Origin of the sequence: Vibrio sp. SALL6 (assembly GCF_002002385.1) — a bacterium.
GTDB lineage: Bacteria > Pseudomonadota > Gammaproteobacteria > Enterobacterales > Vibrionaceae > Vibrio > Vibrio parahaemolyticus.
The window spans coordinates 91,541-108,236 of sequence record NZ_MQVK01000018.1; the positions used below are offsets into that span (position 1 = coordinate 91,541).

A 16,696-nucleotide genomic window follows, 5' to 3' on the forward strand; every position below is an offset into this window, starting at 1 on the left:
CGTATTGAGCTGTGATTTACTACACCACTCAACAATCAGGGAATGAGTATGAGTAAGCACACGGCATTAATAGCGTGGCAACGCCAGGCCAATGAAATCTTTAGCGATAATCAATACAGTAGAGCGCACACTTGGCGCTTTGATGGCGGTTTGTTAGTTCCTGCTTCGCCATCTCCTTATGTTGTTCCGTTGCCGCTGTCGGTAGAAGAAAACGTCGATCCCGAAGAGGCGTTTGTTGCGGCACTTTCTAGTTGCCATATGTTGGTTTTCCTTTCGATTGCAGCAAAGCGTCGTTATGTGATCGACTCTTATGTTGATGCAGCTGAAGGGGAGTTGACCGTTGGTGAAAATGGGAAAGAGTGGGTTTCGAGAGTGGTGTTAAATCCGACAGTTGTATTTTCTGGTGATAAGCAGCCAAGCTATGAGCAATTGGAAAAAATGCATCACATGGCGCATGAAAACTGTTTTATCGCGAATTCGGTGAAAACGGAGATCGTGACCAATATTCTTCATTCTGATTAATGCTCTACAGCCAAGCTAAAACTCTAAATCGCAGTGATAGTGATGAGATATGAGTGACCTGTTTCACACTATTGCTTCGTTGCCTGCCTTAAATGCGTGATTGTTGTGCAGTCGCGCAACTCGTTTGTTGTTAAATTAATGTTAATCTTGTGCCATGTGTGATTAGAAAAGTCAGAATCATGGACGTAATTAAGCCTTTGGACTCGTTTATTCAGCAAGATGGTATGCCGGTTTTTGGGCACCTGTCGGCGATTCCAAGATCACTCGATTTAGAGTCATTTCAATATCTCAATGAGATGGACAATCCTGTATCGAAGTGGCGAAAACATTTCGATTACAAGCAGTTCCAGTTCGTGTCTCTCGTGACGCCTGACTATGTCGTCGGGATTGCTATTGCCGATATTCGCTATTTGGCCTCCGGATTTTGTTATTTGTTCGATATTAAGCGCAATGCACTCACCGAGCAGCAATGGCTTAAACCTTGTCAGCTTGGTTATCAGACTCAACCATCGAGCTGGTTGAGCAAAGCGCATCTCGCGAACAATACAATTCAGTTCTCCATTGAGGAGGGTCAGTGGCATGTTCAGTTTGTGACGCCTTCCGTGAACGCCAACATTACACTGCATCCTCAGCCACAAAGTCTGCCTCTTATGCTCTCTACGCCAACGGGTTACTCCGGATGGACGTATACACAAAAACACAACGCGCTGACGGTAACAGGGAATCTATTTATTCTGGGTGAAGAGCAAGATCTGTCACAGGTTGCTGCGGGTTATGATTTCTCGGCGGGTTACATGCGAAGGGAAACGAGCTGGCGCTGGGCGAGTATCAACCATAAAGATGGCGACAAAAGCTTGGGTCTCAACCTCGCCGCTGGCGTAAACGAAACCGGGTTTTGTGAAAATGTACTGTGGGTGGACGGTGAAAGGCATTTGCTTAATCCGGTGCAGTTTCAATTTTCACGTCAGAATCCACGTACTGATTGGCGCATCACCTCCGAAGATGGTTGCGTAGACTTAGTGTTTGAGCCTATCAATCAACGTTCTGAGAAAAAGAACTTCTGGTTTTTGAAAAGTAACTTTCGTCAATATATCGGCCACTTTTCGGGGTTTGTTGTGGATGGCAATGGCAGTAAGCACGAACTAGACGGTGTTGTGGGTTTAACGGAAGATCACTACGCAAAATGGTAGATAAGACAATGGATTGGTCACAAATCATGGAACGACCGGAGCTCTTGCTTATGGCTTTGGCTCCTATCTTTTTTCTCTGCATCGCCGCGGAATACGGTTTGGGACAGCGTCGAGGTAAACTGCCTGACAGCGCACAATATTATTTGCCGGAAGTGGCGTGTAACTTTGTGTTGGCAGGATTACATCAAGCTGCTGATATTTTAACGGGGTTGCTGATTGCGCATTTCTACTTGTGGATATTTGATTGGCGATTATTTGATATCGAAATGAGTGTATCGGCCTTCTTGCTTCTTATGTTGCTGCAAGACTTTTTCTATTACTGGTTCCATCGTGCTAGCCATCGTATTCGTTGGATGTGGGCGGCACATGTGGTGCATCACAGTTCAGAAAGAATGAATTTTAGTACGGCGTTTCGCCAAAGCTTGATGTACCCATTGGCGGGGATGTGGCTGTTCTGGCTACCTTTGGTCATTATTGGCTTTGACCCTAAATGGGTTGTATTCGTGGTGTTGTTGAATCTAGGTTTGCAGTTCTTTGTGCACACGCAGTCGATTCGGTCACTTGGCCCACTGGAGTGGGTATTCAACACGCCGTCTCACCACAGAGTGCATCACGGGATCAATCGTCAATATATTGATAAAAATTACGCAGGTGTTTTGATTCTCTGGGATCGAATGTTTGGCACTTTTGAACCAGAAATAGAAACGGTTCGTTATGGCATTTCTAAACCGGTAAACAGCTTCAACCCAATCAAGGTGACGTTTGCAGAATGGAAAGATATGTTCAACGAGGTACGTCGACCAAATTTAACATGGCAACAACGTTGGCGCTGTTTGTTTGCTCCGCCTTCGGATTCAACTGAGTAACTTAGAAAAGAATTTCTTGGGAGTAGATATTGGAGCGGGCAGCGGGAATCGAACCCGCATCATCAGCTTGGAAGGCTGAGGTAATAGCCATTATACGATGCCCGCGCATCGATAGGACTCCGCTAATATGCCACATTGATTTCAAAAGAAAAGTCTTTTTTCATCAGTCGCTTGTCAGTTGTATAAAAAATTGTCTTCTTGGTGAAAAAATACGCTTTCGATGAACTTAAATGGCTTCCTGATGATGCTCGACGAAAATGACACCGTTATGTGACAGAGCTAGCTCATTAATCGTCAATCCATTTGATGGTTTAATCATCACCTGACATTGAACACTTATCATTCATGGTCAAGACTCAATATTGAAATGACACAACTTTATTGTCAGCCGTATAAGTAAAAAAACGAGGAGAGCGCGTATGTGGAAAACAGTAACAATTGGGGCAATGGCGCTTTTGATGGCCGCTTGTACGACAGTAACAACAGACGTGGATAAACAAGCGGACTTCGCTTCTTACAAAACGTTTGATTTTGGTACTCAAAATGATGCTCCAGCAAGTATCGATGGACGCCGTATAGAACAAGGTTTGGCTGCTCAACTGGAATCGAAAGGGCTTTCTCGAGTTGCAAGTGGTGGTGATTTATACGTTCATCACGATATCGTTGAGGAGTCGGAGTTAGTTTCGTCTGGTTCTTCTTTTAGCGTCGGTTATGGTTGGAACAGCTTTGGTGTGATTACATCAAGCCCTGAACGATATAAAGAACGCAAATACGGGAAGTTAGTGGTAGAGCTGGTGGATAGTAAGGCGAACCAAGTTGTGTGGAAAGGCGTTTCAAGCCGCAAGTTAACCGAATCAATGAGTACTGAGAAAAGGGAAAATTTGATCACAGAAGAAGTGGCGAAAATGTTCGAAAACTACCCATATGGCAAGAACTAAGTCCTCAGTTATATCAAACTGAGTGGCTAAAACCACGAGGCGAGAATTTCGATTGCAAATTCTCGCCCTCAGAGTTAAAAGTACGTATTACTGTGATGTAGGTGAACGTTGTGCGTGCTCTTCTTATTAGCTTTTTCGGGCTATTTCTGAGCTTATTGGCGGTTTCTGTCGGCCAAGAATCAACGTCGCCTGAAACTACTCACCACTACAGCGTCGGCATTGCGTTTTATGATGAAGACGCACAAGTTTCCGAAACGCCACTAGCACCACCATTTCATTCGTTTGCTAGCCTGTTAAATCGCAATGCACTGCGAGTTCATGATTCAAAATCAGATCTTGATGAGCTCGATATTGGTTGGTTCGAAACGTTGGCTCCTCATTGGAACCGCGCTTTATCAGAAACGCCATATTTGAACGCGGGTCTGACGGCTTTTCTTGGTCTTGCGAAAGACTTCTCTCATTCAAAATACCAAATTGGAGATGGGTTAGGCTCTAATCTTATCTATCGGTTTATTCACGCTCGATAGTTCTAAGCATCTACCTTGTTGTTATTTAGTGATGTTTAGGAGCTCTTTTTATGTTTGATTCAATGATGGGCGTCTTGCTTGCCTTTTGGCATCAAGACTTTTCTGCACTTATGGCGCCAGGAAGTGCAGGGATTATTTATATTGTCGTGGCGACATTAATCTTTTTGGAAAGTGGTTTTATTCCTGCTGCGCCATTTCCGTGCGATAGTGTGGTGGTATTGTCTGGCACACTTGCGGCGGTAGGCGTGCTTGATCCTATTGCCATCATGTTGGTGATTATTGTGAGTGCGGGCTTAGGAAGTTGGGCGGCATACTTGCAAGGAAAATGGCTAAACCTCCTACCTAAAGTTCAAGGCTGGGTGAATGCTGTCCCACAGAAAAGACTCGAACAAGTCGATGTTCTTTTGGGTAAACATGGCTTAATTGCATTGTTTTGTGCGCGTTTCATTCCTGTGGTGCGTTCGCTTCTGCCATTGATGATGGGATTACGTGTGAAACGCGTGTCGAAGTTCCATTACTTTGCATGGCTGAGCGCCATATTGTGGACGTTGTTACTGTGCGGCTTTGGCATGCTCCTGCCTTTACTTCCGGAGAATATCAGCAAGATGGTGACAATGGGGTTACTGGCTGCGCCAGTGATTACTCTTACTATTGCTGTGATGAGTTTTGTAATCCTCAAGGTGCGCAAAGCGCGGTTTAAATCTAAGGCGGCGTCTCAACTCTCTTAACAATGGTTCACTCATTTGTAGCTAGGATATTGATATAAGCAAAAGGCGCAGAGAATGCGCCTTTTGTTTTTGGATCTTTTAACCCTTTACCGAGTTCTTCATTCTCGCTGGTGTCAGTAGCCCACGCGGTAGAGTTGCTCACCAACTTCTTTACACTGTGTTTGATAGAACTGTTCTATCTCAGAATCGTTGTTGTCTTGTGCTTTAAACTCGGTTTCGGTGGAAGAGAGTTGGCTAAAGCTGTAACCACGTTCAGACATCAAGTAGTGACGAAAAACGGCTCGGTGCTCTGGTATCGCGTTACGAGCATTGGAAGCATTTGCGCATTCCAATAGCGTTTTGTTTGTCATTTTGTCCGCGTTTGTGTCTGTATTTGCAAATGTTGGTACTGCAGTGAAAAGTAGGGCCGTTAACGCTGCTGCTGTGAATTTTTTCATAAATAGACCTCGAATCAGATCAGATAAATTTGAGGACATCCATGCCTAGTGTGACATGCTTCCTTGTTTTTCTTTGTGGTATCAAACTGTGATGATCGATTCGCGGCCGTGTTTAAACACGTACAGTAAATTCGCCTCTTTCCGCCCTGATAAACGATAGAGAGAACGTTGGTTTTTTAACATGCCATAGCTATCAGTAGGCAACGGAATAGTTTGCCACGCTAACTCTTTTAATGGGGGAGGCAAAAACGCGACAAGCAGATGGTATTCAGATTCAAAGCTAAGGGAGAGCGATCCGTCATCAGTAGACGTTCGGCGGTAACTCACCAGAGCGAACAAGTCTCGCTTGATGTGGCGCTCAAACCCATCAGAACCCCAATAGTGTTGTTGTGCTTCTGAATGTGGTGCGTTGACTACGGATTGAAAATCAGATTGCAAGAGTTTGTCGAGGCGTTCTGACGTCACGTGATTTGTATTGTGGTGCTGCGCTGCATGCAAATGCCCAGAGAGCATGGACAGTGTCAGCACAAATAAAATACGAAGAAGATAACGCAAAAAACAATCCTAAACGTCAGTGGGTATAGATTTGGGCAATACATCAGTCGGTAAGTGACCAATTGTGCGTATACTAACGAGACGAAACAGGAATGAACAGTGTTTTAAGCGAATCTAACCAACACCTGAAAAAGTGCTAATAGATTCATGACGTGATTGACTCTCAAAGATTACACAAATATTGGCGTTGTTCTGCTCGAAATGCGATTTTACCCGCGACTTGTGAGCACATCAGGCAACAAAAAAGGGAGCTAGGCTCCCTTAGTTTTGGTATTCAGCGTGGTTTACGCGCTGGCGTAGATCACGCTGCCACCTTTAATCGTATCAATGATTTCGCGTGACAGCTTTTGAGGTAACGCTGGGCAACCCCAACTGCGTCCCAAGTAACCATTCTTTTTAATGAAAGAAGGATTCGCATAGTCTGCGCCGTGTACAACGATGTAGCGCTCGCGAGCTTTGTCATTAAGGCCAGAGCTAAGACCATCTAGTCGCAGCGAATAGCCGTTAGAACCGTAGTATGTTGTGTCTGTCAAAAACGTGCCAAGTGATGTTTTGCGAGAATTCACGACATTCGAAAACTGTGTTGCTGTTTTCTTTCCGCTATTCACACCATGAGCCACGTAAGTGTTGTAAATCAGCTTCTTTTTGTTTACGTCCACAACATAAAAACGTTTTTCGGTCGATGGTTTGCTGTAATCAATAATGGTTAGTATCGACTTCTTTCTGTCTGGTGTTTTTTGGTAAGCGATAAAGGCATCGCGAAACAGTTTAAAGTCGATGACGCCATTGAGTTTGGCTTCTTTATATGTGTTTTCAATAACTTGTTGGGATACGCGGTTCTCTGCCTTGCTATTTGGGTGTTGCGCCATTGCAAAAGGAGATACCGACAAACATGTCCATATCAACAATAAAAATAACTTTTTCATTTTGACTAAATAAAAACTCTTTGGTGTTACAAATTTATCGATTGCTTCATGCACTCGTTAAAACAACTTGCACATCAATATAATTATATTCCCAATGTTTCTTATTATGCACAAAAGCACGTAATGTTGGGATTCCATTAAGTTTCAAGGGTTCTGTCTAACCAATTGAAACTGCTTAATATTAATAAGTTAATCGTTGCTTTTGAAAAACTTCGACGTAAATACTAGCCGATTTCGCTAATTAATAAAACTGTGTTTAGCAATATTTTTGATAGAGTAAAGTTAAAAAACAATGTTTAATTAAATGGATGTGGAAAATATCTTTTAATTTCAAAGTATTTATTAGAACCATGAGCGGAGGACAAAAAGTTTACTCTGTGATCCAGCTCGAAACGCCGCGTTACTTAAGGGGCTGTCTCTTATCGTTGTGATTACAGTTTTATAAGTAGAATAAAGGATGTAGAACGGAAAGATAGATAAACAGCTCTTCATATGAGCGTTTCACTCCAACTGAAAAAAGTGAAAAAAATGTGATGATGAGTTTTATAAGGTACGGATATGGAACGAATGGAAACTCTAAATCAGGCATTTCTATATAAGGAAAAACGAAAATGATGGGTATCCATTATTTTTATGTTTGCTTTGTATGAACTGAATAAGTAATTAGACTTTTCTTATAAATAAATTAACGATCGGTTAAGACAAGTTAAAACGGAATTAGTTTCATTTTTTAAAATTGCTCTTATTCGATAAATAAAATTTGTGGTCTGGATAAAACATTATTTTGTATTCTCTGAATTTGTTTCTTAAGTTTTTGAGCAAAGTACGGTTATAAGTCAAATCTTCACTCAGAACATCGTGTTAGTTTCTAAACACTAATTTGGCTAGTTGAGGTCGTTATCGCGTTATAGAATTACGCTTAACGACCGCTTGCTTATCAATAAGATCATTTTCAGGGAGAAGAATTAATGACGAATAAATGTGGTCAATGCCGACAATTCACGAGAGTGAAATCAAGCGATCAGGATATATGTAGCGCTTGGGGACACCCTACCTGCGCAACTAGGATAGCTTGCGAATTTTTTATGCCTACGATTTCAGCAAAACTGCGTGTCCCGACAGGTCAAGAACCCAAAAATTGAGGTTGTAGAGAAGCTCACCTTGTCTCATTGCTGATTGTTTTGACTGATAGCGTACGGAATATTCCCCCTTTAAATCTCAAGGGTATATAATGTGTGGCGCGTCGCAAAAGGGCGGCGCATTGCTACACTTCAGGACTCGTATGTTTAAGAAATCTCTTGTTTTCATTCTTGCCGCGTTTTCACTTCCTACTTTTGCTGCATCAACGATAGGTATTGTTGGCGCGATGGATGTAGAGGTTGAAGCTCTGCTGCCAAAAATTCAGAATCAACAAATCAAGAAAGTTGCGAACCACACTTTTTATATCGGTGAGCTTGAGGGCAAATCCGTCGTGGTAACGCAATCTGGTGTTGGCAAAGTCAATGCTGCGATGACGACCACTTTGCTGATTGAATCTTTTGGTGTGAACCAACTGATTTTTACTGGTATAGCAGGAGCAAGTGACCCGAAACTTGATCCATTGGACGTGGTTATTTCTACTCGTACTGTACATCATGACGTTGATTTAACCGCATTCAACAAACCGAAAGGGTTATTACCGGACTATCAAGAGCGTTACTTTTATGCTGACAAAGCGCTACAAAATTACGCGTATGAAGCAGCGGTGGAGACGTTAGGCAAAGAGAGTGTGTTCCGAGGCATCATTGCTTCTGGTGACCAATTTATCGCCAGTAAAGTAAAAGTCACGGGCATCTACCAAGAGTTCAACGCGATGGCCGTCGAAATGGAAGGTGCAGCATTGGGACAAGTTGCAACCGCCTTTAAGGTTCCGTACGTTGTCATCCGCACGATTTCCGACAAAGCGGATGGTTCTGCTGATGTGGTTTATTCTGAGCTGAAAAAAGCGACGGCAGATAACTCAGCAACCATTACGCTCAACATGCTTAAGCGCATGCAATAGGGTGAGAATACGAAAAGCAGCACATTAAGTGCTGCTTTTTTATGAGTTCGTCAAAGTAAACATTATCGATTCTTTACCTTCAAATTCCACCCTCAGCCGCGAGTTTGGTTGTAAGCGGCTGAGAGAATCGATTGTCATCGTTGGCCGATTTCCACCACAAGCTAAGTTGCTCTTTGTCCATTGGCTTTCCGAACAAGTATCCTTGCATGAAATCACATCGATAAGCGGACAACCATTTGTGCATAACGTCGTGTTCAATGCCTTCGGCGGTCACGGTTTTGTTTTGGGCATGGCACAGCTCAATGATCGGTTTGATCACGTGTCCATTATTGGTATTCATTAACGTCAGTAGAAACTCTCGGTCAAACTTAATCTTTTGTACTGGGTATTGAACAAGTTGAGTGAGCGACGTGTAGCCAGAGCCGAAATCATCAATAGCAAGTCGATAACCCAGTTTCGAAAGCTCATCAAGCAATGCCGTGCCTTGCTGTTCCGCGGCAAATGTCTCGGTAATTTCTAGTTCGATACATTCTGGTTTGATGCCATTTCTCGTTACGTGTTTATGAATAAATTGCGCCATTTCTAACGAGTTTAATTCGGCCGATGAAAGGTTGATGGACAGGACAATGTCTTTGCCAAAAATGCTTCTTAAATGATGGTATTCCTTGGTTGCATTGGCAAACACCCAACGGTCTATTCTGTCAAACAACCCAGCTTGTTCGGCGATTGGAATAAATTCGGTTGGTGGCACTGGCCCCAAGCCTTCTGCGTCCCAACGTAGAAGCACTTCCAAGCCTTCAATTTCGTTGTCTTTGTTATTCATGTAAGGTTGAAACACAAGCCTAAACTCATCTTCAACGTTGCTTTTACGCAGTGCGCGTTCGATCTGACTGCGTCGCTGAGATTCCAAATTTAGCTCTGCTGAATAGTACGCGTACTGATTTTTTCCAGCACGTTTGGCTTGGTACATTGCTGCGTCTGCATTGGACAACAGTTTCGCGATGTCTTGCCCATCTTGCGGGTACTGAGCGATGCCAACACTGGCGGTCACCGGGAAGGCGTTCGCCCAAGTTTGGCTTAGGTTGCTAATTGGTTTTAATAGTTCTTTGGCGAGTAAATCTGGGATGCTGCCCACGTCTTTATTGGAGCTGAGTAGAATGGCGAACTCATCACCAGATAAACGCGCGCCAAAACAAGGGCTGTCGTATTGCTGAGAGAACTTTTGACAGGCGTTTTTAATGTGAGTCGAGAAGACCTTTAGCAGGTTGTCGCCAAGTTCATGACCATATTTATCGTTCACGTACTTGAAGTTATCCAGATCGACATAAATCACCCACAAATGAGAAGGGGGCGAGGCCAACTCACGCGTGGCAAGTTGGTGGAATCGATGACGGTTAGCCAGCTGAGTAAGGTGATCTGTTTCTGCGAGACGTTTGGTCTTTTTGTAAATGACGTTGAGTTCTTCGTACATATCAAAAAAGCGTGATGAAAGACGGCCAATTTCATCATTGGTTCCGAGCTTTTCGATGTTGTCTCGCTGATTCGATTCTAGCTCGCTGAGTTGTTTATCGAGGCGAGAGACTGGATGCAAAACGTAACGATAGAGCACTAAGACGATCAGCGTTATGGTACAAAATGCCGCGATACCAAAAGAAAGTGCAAGCTCTAGCCATACTTTGTCCACTTTGTTCCACATCAGATACTCCGCAGGGGAGAGCACCGCATAAAAGTGGGGCAGAAGTTCAATGGTTTGCGCAAGAGGGATGTCTAGATAAATGGGTTTATCGGCAAACGTAATCACACTATGAGTATCGAATTCGACGTCGTGTTTGATATCGTTAAACACTTCTAAAGATACGGACACGACAACAAAAAACACGTTGCTAGGATCGAAGCTAACTGGCGGTGCGCCCGTTCGTTTGTCAATGAGTTCGTATCGCAACAAGATGCTTTGGCCACTGGAGTTATAAATGAAACCTGTGTGACTGTATTCACCACGAGCCGCGAAGCTGGTTGCTATGTACTCCAGCACCTTTGGGTCAACAACGCCGGACGATTCGTAATATTGGTTTTCGGTGTAATAAAGCAGATTTTGCTTGCCGTCGAGGATCGCCATGCTCGCATCCCCTTTATAACCATGGCTCAGGACATCAGCGGTTTCATCTAGGCGGCTAAAAAGTACTCGCTCACGGTAGGGATTGTCGTGATTGATAAAATAGTCCTGCAGCACATCACTTTTACTCAGCGTGTACGCATAGCTGTTAAGAAAAATATTGGCTTGTCGAAATTGCCCCGCCAGTTTTTCCATCTGAAGTTGTATGTAGCTATCTTCGCGCTTGATGAGTGTTACTTTTTGAATGCTATAGATGATGTAACTCGATACCAGCGCACTCAAAATGATCACGGGTGCGACAAGCAAGATAACTCGATTGCTTAATTTCATTATGGTTCTTCGACTTCCGTTTGTGTCCCTACAAACGTTGCTTACCTAAACGGTACTGAACGGATGATATATTTTTTGCAAATTGTAACCAGATTGTAAGGTGGGTGTTCTCGAAAATCAGACAACCATTTTAGAAATGTGATGATGTGGCAGATTTCCTTCCCGTTAACTAGAGGCTTTCTCAGTAATTGGACGTATTTCTGCTTTCTCGGGCACAAACCGTAGGGTTTTTGTGGGCTTTAAATATACTCATCGAAACGTTTCGATGAGTAAAGTGTGACTTGGTCGGCCTTTTCTTTCTCTTAGTTGGAAAAATCACGGATCATTCTCACACCTTACCGATCGGTGACTGGTGAAATCTCGCAAGCGTCTTATTATTGCATCGAAACGTTTCGATGAGTTTTCTGTTAATAATGAAAATTTCCTAAAACAGGCACTCATTGTTGTATGAACGTGTAACCGAAAGGTCGATGAGATGAAAAAAAGTACCCTTATTAACTCAGATATTTCTTACTTAGTGGCAACGCTAGGCCACACCGATGAAATCACGATTTGTGACGCGGGGCTGCCGATTCCTGATCATGTACAGCGCATCGATTTGGCGCTAACGCATGGCGTACCAAGTTTTCTTGATACCGTTCGCGTGATTTTGTCTGAGTCACAGATTGAAGGGGTCATCATTGCAGAAGAATTTTCCGATGTCAGTCCTGTTCTTCATGAAGCACTGCTTAAAGAGTTGAGCAAAGAGAGTGAGGAAACGGGCAAATCGATTGAAATCAAATACGTTTCGCACGAGGCCTTTAAAGCACGCACCGAGCAAAGTCGCGCAGTGGTTCGAACCGGTGAATGCACACCGTACGCGAACGTGATTTTCCAAGCGGGCGTGGTTTTTTAAGCCTGAGAATTGAGGACAGATTATGACTCAAGCCATTCTACAACTGAGCGAAATCGAAAAAGCGTTCCCAGGTGTAAAGGCGCTAGATAAAGCGAGCCTGAATGTATACCCAGGTCGTGTTATGGCGCTCATGGGCGAAAATGGGGCAGGCAAGTCAACTTTGATGAAAGTGCTGACCGGTATTTACCATATGGATGCGGGTAGCATTCAGTATCAGGGTCAACCTGCTGCATTTAAAGGTCCGCGAGATTCTCAAGAAGCGGGCATCAGCATTATTCACCAAGAGTTGAACTTAATCCCTGAACTGACAATCGCTGAGAACATTTTTCTCGGTCGTGAATTTACCGGTTCTATGGGGCGCATTCAGTGGAGCAAAATGTACGCGGAAGCGGACAGACTTCTACAACGTTTGAACGTGAAACACAGCTCGAAAACCTTGCTTGGTGATCTAAGTTTGGGTGAGCAACAAATGGTAGAAATTGCCAAAGCGCTCTCGTTTGAATCGAAAGTTATCATCATGGATGAACCAACCGATGCGCTTACTGATACAGAAACCGAATCTCTGTTCAAAGTGATTAATGAGCTTCGTGAGCAAGGCTGCGGCATTGTATATATCTCACACCGCCTGAAAGAAATCTTTGAAATCTGTGACGACATTACCGTGCTTCGTGACGGTAAATTTATCGGTGAATGCCGAGTAGCAGACACGGATGAAGACGGCCTAATCGAAATGATGGTTGGCCGTAAGTTAGAAGAGCAATACCCGCGTATTGATGTGAAGCACGGCGAGACATGCCTTGAAGTGATTGGCTTGACGGGCTCTGGCGTTCACGATGTGAGCTTCACGCTTAAACGCGGTGAGATTTTGGGTATCTCTGGTTTGATGGGCGCAGGCCGTACCGAGTTAATGAAAGTGATTTACGGCGCGCTACCAAGCGAGCATGGCGTTATCAATCTCGATAACAAAACCATTAACCCGGTTAGCCCGCAAGATGGCTTGGCAAATGGCATCGCTTACATCTCGGAAGACCGCAAAGGGGATGGTCTGGTGCTGGGTTTATCCGTGAAAGAGAACATGTCTCTGTGTGCATTGGATAAGCTAACCAAAGGCGTACAAATCCAGCACGGCGAAGAAGTCATCGCAGTGGAAGATTTCATCAAGTTATTCAACATTAAAACACCAACTCGCGACCAAATTATTGGCAACCTTTCTGGTGGTAACCAACAGAAAGTGGCGATTGCGAAAGGGTTGATGACCAAGCCTAAAGTTCTGATTTTGGATGAACCAACGCGTGGTGTTGACGTTGGCGCTAAGAAAGAAATCTACCAACTCATCAACAAATTTAAAGCCGACGGCATGAGTATCATCTTGGTTTCTTCCGAGATGCCAGAAGTGCTAGGCATGAGCGATCGCATTCTTGTGATGCATGAAGGTCGCATAACTGGCGAATTTGATGCGAAAGACGCCGACCAAGAAAAATTACTCGCCTGTGCCGTAGGCAAAAAGATCAATGAGGAAGCAGCATGAGTACCAATACCATGAGCAAACCGACCGAAACAAGTAGCAAAAAGCTGTTTACTAAAGAGTGGTTGATTGAACAAAAATCACTGATTGCGCTGTTATTTTTGATTGTTGTGGTGTCTTTTTTAAACCCGAACTTTTTTACGGTAGACAACATTCTTAACATCCTTCGTCAAACCTCAGTTAACGCGATCATCGCCGTAGGTATGACTCTGGTTATCTTAACTGCTGGTATCGACTTGAGTGTCGGCTCTGTCCTTGCGCTTTGTGGTGCATTTGCCGCGAGCCTAATTGCGATGGAAGTGCCAGTTTTAATTGCGGTTCCAACGGCTCTATTAGCTGGTGCGGCACTGGGCGCAATCAGTGGCATCATCATCGCTAAAGGCAAAGTGCAAGCCTTCATCGCGACGCTGGTCACCATGACATTACTGCGCGGTGTGACCATGGTTTACACCGACGGTCGACCAATTTCTACTGGCTTCACTGACACGGCAGACGCATTTGCATGGTTTGGTACAGGCTACGCGTTAGGTATTCCAGTGCCAGTTTGGTTGATGGTTGTTGTATTCGCAGCGGCTTGGTACCTACTTAATCACACTCGCTTTGGTCGCTATGTTTACGCACTAGGCGGCAATGAGTCTGCGACTCGCCTGTCTGGTATTAACGTAGATCGAGTGAAGATTGGTGTGTACGCCATCTGCGGTATGTTAGCTGCACTTGCGGGCATCATCGTGACATCTCGTCTGTCTTCTGCTCAGCCAACGGCGGGTATGGGATACGAACTGGATGCGATTGCAGCTGTGGTACTTGGCGGTACGAGCTTGATGGGCGGTAAAGGCCGTATCATGGGGACATTGATTGGTGCGCTGATCATCGGCTTCTTGAACAATGCACTTAACCTACTGGACGTTTCTTCTTACTACCAAATGATTGCAAAAGCAGTGGTTATCTTGCTGGCGGTATTGGTAGACAACAAAAACAAGTAATTCATAACAATCTACATATCAATATGTGAATACAAATCGAGCCAGTAGGCGTGTGCTGGCTCACCCTACACAAAGGACTAGAACGATGAAAAAACTTGCAACTCTTATCTCTGCTGCACTTCTTTCTTCCACTGTATCAGTAGCGGCGCAAGCCCAAGATACGATGGCGATTGTGGTTTCGACGCTAAACAACCCGTTCTTCGTAACGATGAAAGATGGTGCGGAAGCTAAAGCGAAAGAACTGGGATACGATTTGATTGTACTGGACTCGCAAAATGACCCGAGCAAAGAACTGTCAAACATCGAAGACCTAACCATTCGCGGTGTAAAAGCGATTTTGATTAACCCAACGGATTCTGACGCAGTGTCTAACGCGATTCGTATGGCAAACCGTTCTAACATCCCTGTGTTAACGCTAGACCGTGGTGCAAGCCGTGGTGAAGTAGTGAGCCACATCGCATCTGACAACGTTGTAGGCGGCGAGATGGCTGGCCACTACATCATGGAAAAAGTCGGCGAGAAAGCAAAAGTGATTCAGCTGGAAGGTATTGCTGGTACGTCTGCGGCTCGTGAGCGTGGCGAAGGCTTCATGACCGCTGTGAAGGGTAGCGATATGGAGCTTCTGGCTAGCCAACCAGCTGACTTTGACCGCACGAAAGGTCTAAACGTAATGGAAAACCTACTGGCTGCTAACCCAGATGTTCAAGCGGTGTTTGCGCAGAATGATGAGATGGCTCTAGGTGCACTACGCGCGGTTCAAGCGTCTGGTAAAAACGTCATGATCGTTGGTTTTGACGGAACAGAAGACGGTATCGCAGCGGTTAACCGTGGCAAGCTAGCAGCGACCATCGCGCAGCAACCTGATCTTATCGGCGCGTTAGGCGTTGAAACGGCTGACAAAGTACTGAAAGGCGAGAAAGTGGATGAGTACATCCCAGTTCCTTTAAAAGTGGTAACAAAATAAGCCTGACGTGCGTTAAAGCGTCCTAATTTCTTTGCTTTCTCCTCTGTTTACATCTGTCGTTTAGGGGGAGAGGGCAAGGTTTACCTAAGCAGCCATGCATCTTGAGGTTGCTTGGGTATAGATGCCTTTGACTTTTTATGGCGACTCAAACGAGAAGTTAAAGTCATCTAAGTATTTTCCAAAAACAGTTTTTCAAAAAAGGGTTCATTCAGAACCGAGGATAACCGTATGAATAAGTTAGTGGTGTTAGGTAGTGTAAACGCTGACCATGTTCTTCAAGTGCCTTCTTTCCCTCGCCCTGGCGAGACGCTGCATGGTCGCAACTATCAAGTTATCCCAGGTGGCAAAGGTGCCAACCAAGCCGTCGCGGCGGCGCGATTAAATGCAGACATTGGTTTTATTGCTTGTGTAGGCGATGACTCTTTCGGCATCAACATTCGTGAAAACTTCAAAATGGACGGCATCGATATCACTGGTGTTAAGATGCAACCAAACTGCCCGACAGGCATCGCGATGATTCAAGTGTCGGACAGTGGTGAAAACAGCATTTGTATATCAGCAGAAGCGAACGCCAAACTGACAGCAGAAGCGATTGAGCCAGATTTAGAGCGTATTCGCCAAGCGGATTACTTGCTAATGCAATTGGAAACGCCGATGTGCGGCATTGAGAAAGCCGCGCGTGTGGCAAAAGATGCAAAAACCAACGTAATTTTAAACCCAGCTCCAGCTCGCGAATTGTCAGATGAACTGCTTGCTTGTATTGACGTGATCACGCCAAATGAAACGGAAGCTGAAGTGCTGACAGGTGTTACTGTAACAGACAACGAAAGCGCGCAAGAAGCGGCGAATGTGCTACATGGTAAAGGTATTGAAATTGTCATGATCACTCTCGGTGCAAAAGGTGTTTGGTTGAGCCAAAATGGTCGAGGTGAAATCATCTCGGGTTTCCGCGTTGAAGCGACCGATACCACTGCGGCAGGTGATACGTTTAATGGGGCATTCGTCACTGGTCTCTTAGAAGATTTACCTTTAGAATCAGCGATTAAGTTTGCACATGCGGCGGCTGCAATTTCTGTGACCCGCTTTGGCGCGCAAACGTCGATCCCAACTCGCGAAGAGGTGGACGCGTTTCTCGCTGAACAATAAAGCGCACAAG

Annotated in this window: 16 protein-coding genes and 1 tRNA gene; 12 read left to right on the plus strand and 5 right to left on the minus strand. The window is 44.6% G+C overall.

The window, feature by feature from the left end:
• Positions 1-48 precede the first annotated feature (48 nt).
• From BIW15_RS10415 to BIW15_RS10425, 3 genes are all read left to right on the plus strand, one after another.
• Entirely contained in the window at positions 49-522 is a 474-nt protein-coding gene (locus BIW15_RS10415; RefSeq protein WP_005488054.1) for an OsmC family protein, read from the plus strand.
• A 179-nt stretch (positions 523-701) separates the two neighbouring features.
• Entirely contained in the window at positions 702-1,712 is a 1,011-nt protein-coding gene (locus BIW15_RS10420; RefSeq protein WP_005463681.1) for a DUF2804 domain-containing protein, read from the plus strand.
• Positions 1,713-1,720: 8 nt separating this feature from the next.
• A complete protein-coding gene (locus BIW15_RS10425) occupies positions 1,721-2,578 on the plus strand; it encodes a sterol desaturase family protein (RefSeq protein ID WP_025517096.1) in 858 nt (285 codons plus the stop codon).
• Positions 2,579-2,608: 30 nt separating this feature from the next.
• Here the strand turns inward: BIW15_RS10425 and BIW15_RS10430 are convergent.
• A tRNA-Gly gene (locus BIW15_RS10430) sits at positions 2,609-2,683 on the minus strand.
• Between the two features lie 314 nt (positions 2,684-2,997).
• Here BIW15_RS10430 and BIW15_RS10435 point away from each other — a divergent pair.
• The 3 genes from BIW15_RS10435 to BIW15_RS10445 all read left to right on the plus strand — a co-directional run bounded on the left by BIW15_RS10435 (position 2,998) and on the right by BIW15_RS10445 (position 4,771).
• Complete coding sequence (locus tag BIW15_RS10435; protein ID WP_005463686.1) at positions 2,998-3,516, plus strand: DUF4136 domain-containing protein; 519 nt, start codon at positions 2,998-3,000, stop codon at positions 3,514-3,516.
• Positions 3,517-3,626: 110 nt separating this feature from the next.
• The gene (locus tag BIW15_RS10440; RefSeq protein ID WP_029847614.1) at positions 3,627-4,043 is read left to right on the plus strand and encodes a hypothetical protein; all 417 of its coding nucleotides are present in this window, start codon (positions 3,627-3,629) and stop codon (positions 4,041-4,043) included.
• Between the two features lie 50 nt (positions 4,044-4,093).
• Positions 4,094-4,771 carry a DedA family protein gene (locus tag BIW15_RS10445; RefSeq protein WP_077280968.1) on the plus strand — a complete coding sequence of 226 codons (678 nt, stop codon included), beginning with the start codon at positions 4,094-4,096 and terminating at the stop codon, positions 4,769-4,771.
• Between the two features lie 113 nt (positions 4,772-4,884).
• On the opposite strand, the gene BIW15_RS10450 is transcribed toward BIW15_RS10445, so the two are convergent.
• From BIW15_RS10450 to BIW15_RS10460, 3 genes are all read right to left on the minus strand, one after another.
• Positions 4,885-5,208 (minus strand): hypothetical protein, encoded by a 324-nt coding sequence (locus BIW15_RS10450; protein ID WP_179115265.1) that lies wholly within the window; start codon positions 5,206-5,208, stop codon positions 4,885-4,887.
• An 81-nt stretch (positions 5,209-5,289) separates the two neighbouring features.
• A complete protein-coding gene (locus BIW15_RS10455) occupies positions 5,290-5,763 on the minus strand; it encodes a hypothetical protein (protein WP_025623283.1) in 474 nt (157 codons plus the stop codon).
• A 284-nt stretch (positions 5,764-6,047) separates the two neighbouring features.
• A complete protein-coding gene (locus tag BIW15_RS10460) occupies positions 6,048-6,689 on the minus strand; it encodes a murein L,D-transpeptidase catalytic domain family protein (RefSeq protein WP_025550987.1) in 642 nt (213 codons plus the stop codon).
• 1,282 nt (positions 6,690-7,971) lie between these two features.
• On the opposite strand from BIW15_RS10460, the gene BIW15_RS10470 reads away from it, so the two are divergent.
• Positions 7,972-8,730, plus strand: a complete 759-nt coding sequence (locus BIW15_RS10470; RefSeq protein ID WP_005463697.1) for a 5'-methylthioadenosine/adenosylhomocysteine nucleosidase — start codon at positions 7,972-7,974, stop codon at positions 8,728-8,730.
• A gap of 79 nt (positions 8,731-8,809) precedes the next feature.
• Here BIW15_RS10470 and BIW15_RS10475 read toward each other — a convergent pair whose 3' ends face one another.
• Positions 8,810-11,173 (minus strand): EAL domain-containing protein, encoded by a 2,364-nt coding sequence (locus BIW15_RS10475; RefSeq protein WP_075984670.1) that lies wholly within the window; start codon positions 11,171-11,173, stop codon positions 8,810-8,812.
• 475 nt (positions 11,174-11,648) lie between these two features.
• On the opposite strand from BIW15_RS10475, the gene rbsD reads away from it, so the two are divergent.
• The 5 genes from rbsD to rbsK all read left to right on the plus strand — a co-directional run bounded on the left by rbsD (position 11,649) and on the right by rbsK (position 16,686).
• Positions 11,649-12,068 carry a D-ribose pyranase gene (rbsD, locus tag BIW15_RS10480; protein ID WP_015313345.1) on the plus strand — a complete coding sequence of 140 codons (420 nt, stop codon included), beginning with the start codon at positions 11,649-11,651 and terminating at the stop codon, positions 12,066-12,068.
• A gap of 22 nt (positions 12,069-12,090) precedes the next feature.
• The gene (gene rbsA, locus BIW15_RS10485) at positions 12,091-13,596 is read left to right on the plus strand and encodes a ribose ABC transporter ATP-binding protein RbsA (protein ID WP_021449517.1); all 1,506 of its coding nucleotides are present in this window, start codon (positions 12,091-12,093) and stop codon (positions 13,594-13,596) included.
• Positions 13,593-14,576 carry a ribose ABC transporter permease gene (gene rbsC, locus BIW15_RS10490; RefSeq protein ID WP_005463702.1) on the plus strand — a complete coding sequence of 328 codons (984 nt, stop codon included), beginning with the start codon at positions 13,593-13,595 and terminating at the stop codon, positions 14,574-14,576. Before rbsA ends, rbsC begins: the two co-directional genes overlap by 4 nt.
• An 85-nt stretch (positions 14,577-14,661) precedes the next feature.
• On the plus strand, positions 14,662-15,540 hold the full coding sequence (gene rbsB / locus BIW15_RS10495; protein WP_005463703.1) for a ribose ABC transporter substrate-binding protein RbsB: 879 nt from the start codon (positions 14,662-14,664) through the stop codon (positions 15,538-15,540).
• A 228-nt stretch (positions 15,541-15,768) separates the two neighbouring features.
• Entirely contained in the window at positions 15,769-16,686 is a 918-nt protein-coding gene (gene rbsK / locus BIW15_RS10500; protein WP_069547320.1) for a ribokinase, read from the plus strand.
• The last annotated feature ends 10 nt before the right edge of the window (positions 16,687-16,696 follow it).

What these genes read in the sequence shown, in the direction of transcription:
- BIW15_RS10460 (WP_025550987.1), bottom strand. Translation starts at nt 6,689, where the DNA reads ATGAAAAAGTTATTTTTATTGTTGATATGGACATGTTTGTCGGTATCT.
- rbsK (WP_069547320.1), top strand. Translation starts at nt 15,769, where the DNA reads ATGAATAAGTTAGTGGTGTTAGGTAGTGTAAACGCTGACCATGTTCTT.
- BIW15_RS10415 (WP_005488054.1), top strand. Translation starts at nt 49, where the DNA reads ATGAGTAAGCACACGGCATTAATAGCGTGGCAACGCCAGGCCAATGAA.
- rbsB (WP_005463703.1), top strand. Translation starts at nt 14,662, where the DNA reads ATGAAAAAACTTGCAACTCTTATCTCTGCTGCACTTCTTTCTTCCACT.
- rbsA (WP_021449517.1), top strand. Translation starts at nt 12,091, where the DNA reads ATGACTCAAGCCATTCTACAACTGAGCGAAATCGAAAAAGCGTTCCCA.
- BIW15_RS10425 (WP_025517096.1), top strand. Translation starts at nt 1,721, where the DNA reads ATGGATTGGTCACAAATCATGGAACGACCGGAGCTCTTGCTTATGGCT.
- BIW15_RS10450 (WP_179115265.1), bottom strand. Translation starts at nt 5,208, where the DNA reads ATGAAAAAATTCACAGCAGCAGCGTTAACGGCCCTACTTTTCACTGCA.
- BIW15_RS10475 (WP_075984670.1), bottom strand. Translation starts at nt 11,173, where the DNA reads ATGAAATTAAGCAATCGAGTTATCTTGCTTGTCGCACCCGTGATCATT.
- BIW15_RS10445 (WP_077280968.1), top strand. Translation starts at nt 4,094, where the DNA reads ATGTTTGATTCAATGATGGGCGTCTTGCTTGCCTTTTGGCATCAAGAC.
- BIW15_RS10470 (WP_005463697.1), top strand. Translation starts at nt 7,972, where the DNA reads ATGTTTAAGAAATCTCTTGTTTTCATTCTTGCCGCGTTTTCACTTCCT.
- BIW15_RS10435 (WP_005463686.1), top strand. Translation starts at nt 2,998, where the DNA reads ATGTGGAAAACAGTAACAATTGGGGCAATGGCGCTTTTGATGGCCGCT.
- BIW15_RS10420 (WP_005463681.1), top strand. Translation starts at nt 702, where the DNA reads ATGGACGTAATTAAGCCTTTGGACTCGTTTATTCAGCAAGATGGTATG.
- rbsC (WP_005463702.1), top strand. Translation starts at nt 13,593, where the DNA reads ATGAGTACCAATACCATGAGCAAACCGACCGAAACAAGTAGCAAAAAG.
- rbsD (WP_015313345.1), top strand. Translation starts at nt 11,649, where the DNA reads ATGAAAAAAAGTACCCTTATTAACTCAGATATTTCTTACTTAGTGGCA.